Origin of the sequence: Ancylothrix sp. D3o (assembly GCF_025370775.1) — a bacterium.
GTDB lineage: Bacteria > Cyanobacteriota > Cyanobacteriia > Cyanobacteriales > Oscillatoriaceae > Ancylothrix.
In genome coordinates this window covers 1-2,889 of the sequence record NZ_JAMXEX010000092.1, presented here as the reverse complement: position 1 = coordinate 2,889, position 2,889 = coordinate 1, and the positions used below count along the sequence as shown (strand labels likewise).

The 2,889-nt window shown below is 40.9% G+C and carries 2 protein-coding genes; both read right to left on the bottom strand.

Annotation, left to right across the window (positions count from 1 at the left end):
• Positions 1-389 precede the first annotated feature (389 nt).
• The gene (mobV, locus tag NG798_RS27215; RefSeq protein ID WP_261226850.1) at positions 390-1,514 is read right to left on the bottom strand and encodes a MobV family relaxase; all 1,125 of its coding nucleotides are present in this window, start codon (positions 1,512-1,514) and stop codon (positions 390-392) included.
• A gap of 504 nt (positions 1,515-2,018) precedes the next feature.
• Positions 2,019-2,330 carry a hypothetical protein gene (locus NG798_RS27210; protein ID WP_261226849.1) on the bottom strand — a complete coding sequence of 104 codons (312 nt, stop codon included), beginning with the start codon at positions 2,328-2,330 and terminating at the stop codon, positions 2,019-2,021.
• Positions 2,331-2,889: the final 559 nt, after the last annotated feature.

Sequence of the window (2,889 nt, the reverse complement as noted above, 5' to 3'; positions counted from 1 at the left end):
TCAGTGTTTCAAAAAGTGTTATCATCTTTTTGAAAACGAAAAAAAACTCCCAGTCTTTAGCAACAGAGTCAAAATTTTCAAGGTTTATCGGCTGTTCGCTAAAGCGTAGAAGGATATAAATTGTGGGACGCGGTACATCAACCGCCTTTTATTGCCTAATTTCGTAAGCCCTCTACCGCCAGTAGGGGGTTTCAACTTTTTAGGTCTGTTTTCTCTTGAATGCTGGATAACCTCTACTATTGATGGGATGGTTAAGCTGGTTGGTTATCAGGATATTGTGGTGGCCGGATGCCAGATGGACAATATCGGATAACGTTAGGGGAACTCTCAAACTTCAAAGCTCGCTTTAGATCATACATCAAAAATAGTCTCTTGTATTTGGAAAACTTTTAAAGTTCCGGTTCTTGAGAAAGTTGATATTTTGCTTGTACCCACCGGCACATTAACCCCGACAGGTCTTGTAATGCAGTAATATCAGAGGGTTTCAGTTCTGAGGAAACTTGAGGCCACGTTTTTTCATTAAGGCTAATTTGGAAATTATCAGTGTGCCGGTGAACAAAAATCACTTCCGTTTTTCGTGAGAAACTCCATTCTTTCCCCTCTATGCGGTGGTTAGGAGATAAGGAAGTAATGGTGGTGGCAAGAGGGATAAGAGTTTTACTGATGCCGGTGGTAATTTCATCAGCCAGGGCTGCTTTTTCGGTTAAGGCTTGCCGTTGGCGTTCTGCTGCAATCGCTTTTTGACGATAGGCGTTACGTTCTTCTTCAAGCTTTTGAATCATAGCAAGCTGAAGTTTTATTAAATCTAATTGTGGTTGAAAATATTGAACTGCACGTTCTCGGTATTGTTTGCCAGTTTCGTTGTCATTGGCTTCTGTTAAAAGCTCTCTTGCATTAAGTTCTGGCATAGAAAAAGTTTTGTTGATATTTTCATAGTATTGTTTGATTTTGGTATGGGTGGTTTTGCTGCCTTTAATTCCCCGTTCAATTCCTAATGGTTCAAGAGCTTGAGCATAACTGTCTTGAATTTTAGATAAGCTGTCTCTTGTTCCGCCAAATTCAGTTGTCCAGTAGCTCAATTTCCCTTGTTTATTTAATGGAACCCACAAACAATGGATATGGGGGGTGGCTTCATCTAGGTGCAGGCTAGTCTGTAGAATATTGTGGCCTAATTTTTGTTCTAACCACTGGCTGCTTGCCTTCTCCCATACATTTAGTTTCTCTTCATCCCATTCTCCGTAAGCACTGGGGTTATCTGGCCTAAAGTATTCCGGGGAGGCGCTGAGGATAATTTCTGCACCAACCACTGCATTTTTCCTAATTTTCTGAGAACCAATTTTCTGGCGGGTAAGTTTAATTACATCATCTGGGTGGGTAGCACCGGCCAAGATTACTACACTTTTACCAGGGTCTACATTCGGAGTGAAGAAAGCTCTGGTGTCATGGCTGGCTGCTGTTTTGAGATGCTGCAAGCTGTTGAATTTTTTAACTCTTAAAATTGTTTGAGCGCTCATGGTCTTTTTCTTCTAAAATATTTCCTCAAATTCGTTAAGCAGAGTTGGTTGTAAGATACCGGCTCTTGGAGTGGAGTTTTTGAGTAGGTTGTTTGAGAGTAAGTGCTTTAACAACAACACGAGTGTCTTAATGTAATGCCAGTCAGTCCAATAACTTTTGACCAGCTTGTTTTGTTTTTCATCTTTCCTGAAATCAGGATTTATTTTTATCTTAGATTACCATTTATCTTTTTTATGATTGTTTTGATAACTAAGCTTATGTATCAAAATAGAACAGAATTTTACCCCAAGCCTCTAACTAAAGTAGTAAAACCAGGTTTCAACTTCCTTAGTTTGGCTTGCCATTCGCTCTCCCAATTTTTAGCGGTATACAAACATCTCTTCGTAGATGCTGGTTTAATAAAATCTGGAAAATCTGGCCGGTAGCTGCTGAAGATATTTTTATAAAAAGCTGTTTTTAAGCAAAAAAAAATAGTTGCTAATCGTTAAAAAAATCGTCAGCCGTCATAGATAGAGTTTTATAAAAAGGTGGCCGGTAGCTGTTGGAGATGCGATAAAACCGCGTGGGTGCGGGTCTGCTGGTGGCCGGTGGCGGGGGGCTGGTGGCCGGTGGCGGGGGGCTGGTGGCCGGTGTCGTCTGCTGGTGGCCGGTTGTCGTCTGCTGATGGCCAGTGGGGGGGCTTGGTGGTTACTAGGGAATTCTAGGTAGGCCGGTGCAGCGAAAATACATAACCCAGGGTTGCTAGTTAACCATAAAAGGGCCGGCAGTCCGTAGTAAATATCTCGCAACTTCGAGAGCAGGATCGTGAACAGCAATGATTGCTTAGTGACCAATCATTTCTGCTACGGCGTGCTTTGAGCAGATAAATTAATAAAAGTACGAATGATGCACAAGATAGACGCTTTTAGCTAACTTTATTACGAGAAAAGTGCGTGTTACAACCCTGACTGTCTAACCACTTTTGAGGGGATGTGGTACATCCAATTTTTCACCAAATCTTAAGGAAATCTAAAGCTGCTGGAAATAGGAAAGCTTTAGTCTGATTGCTCAATATGGTATTTTAGTGAATTGGGGGGGCCGGTGAGATGACAAAATTAAGGTGACATGAAAAACCCGGAGTAAGTGTCCAGAATTTTATCTTCCCCCATTTTACAACATCAGGGATTCAGCTAGGCATTGAACATCGCTTTTTCTGTTTAATTCAAAAATTCACGCTTTCTGCCATATAAAACCTGAAATCTGCCATACAAGATGGCAAGAAAAATTCTCAATTTATGATATTTTATCAGGTATTCAGTCTGAAGTATATGGCAAAAACGGGGTTTTATATGGCAGAAATGGGGTTTTATATGGCAGAAATATTTAGGCAATAAT

Excerpts from the sequence above, each read along its gene's own strand:
- mobV (WP_261226850.1), bottom strand. The coding sequence starts at position 1,514 with ATGAGCGCTCAAACAATTTTAAGAGTTAAAAAATTCAACAGCTTGCAG.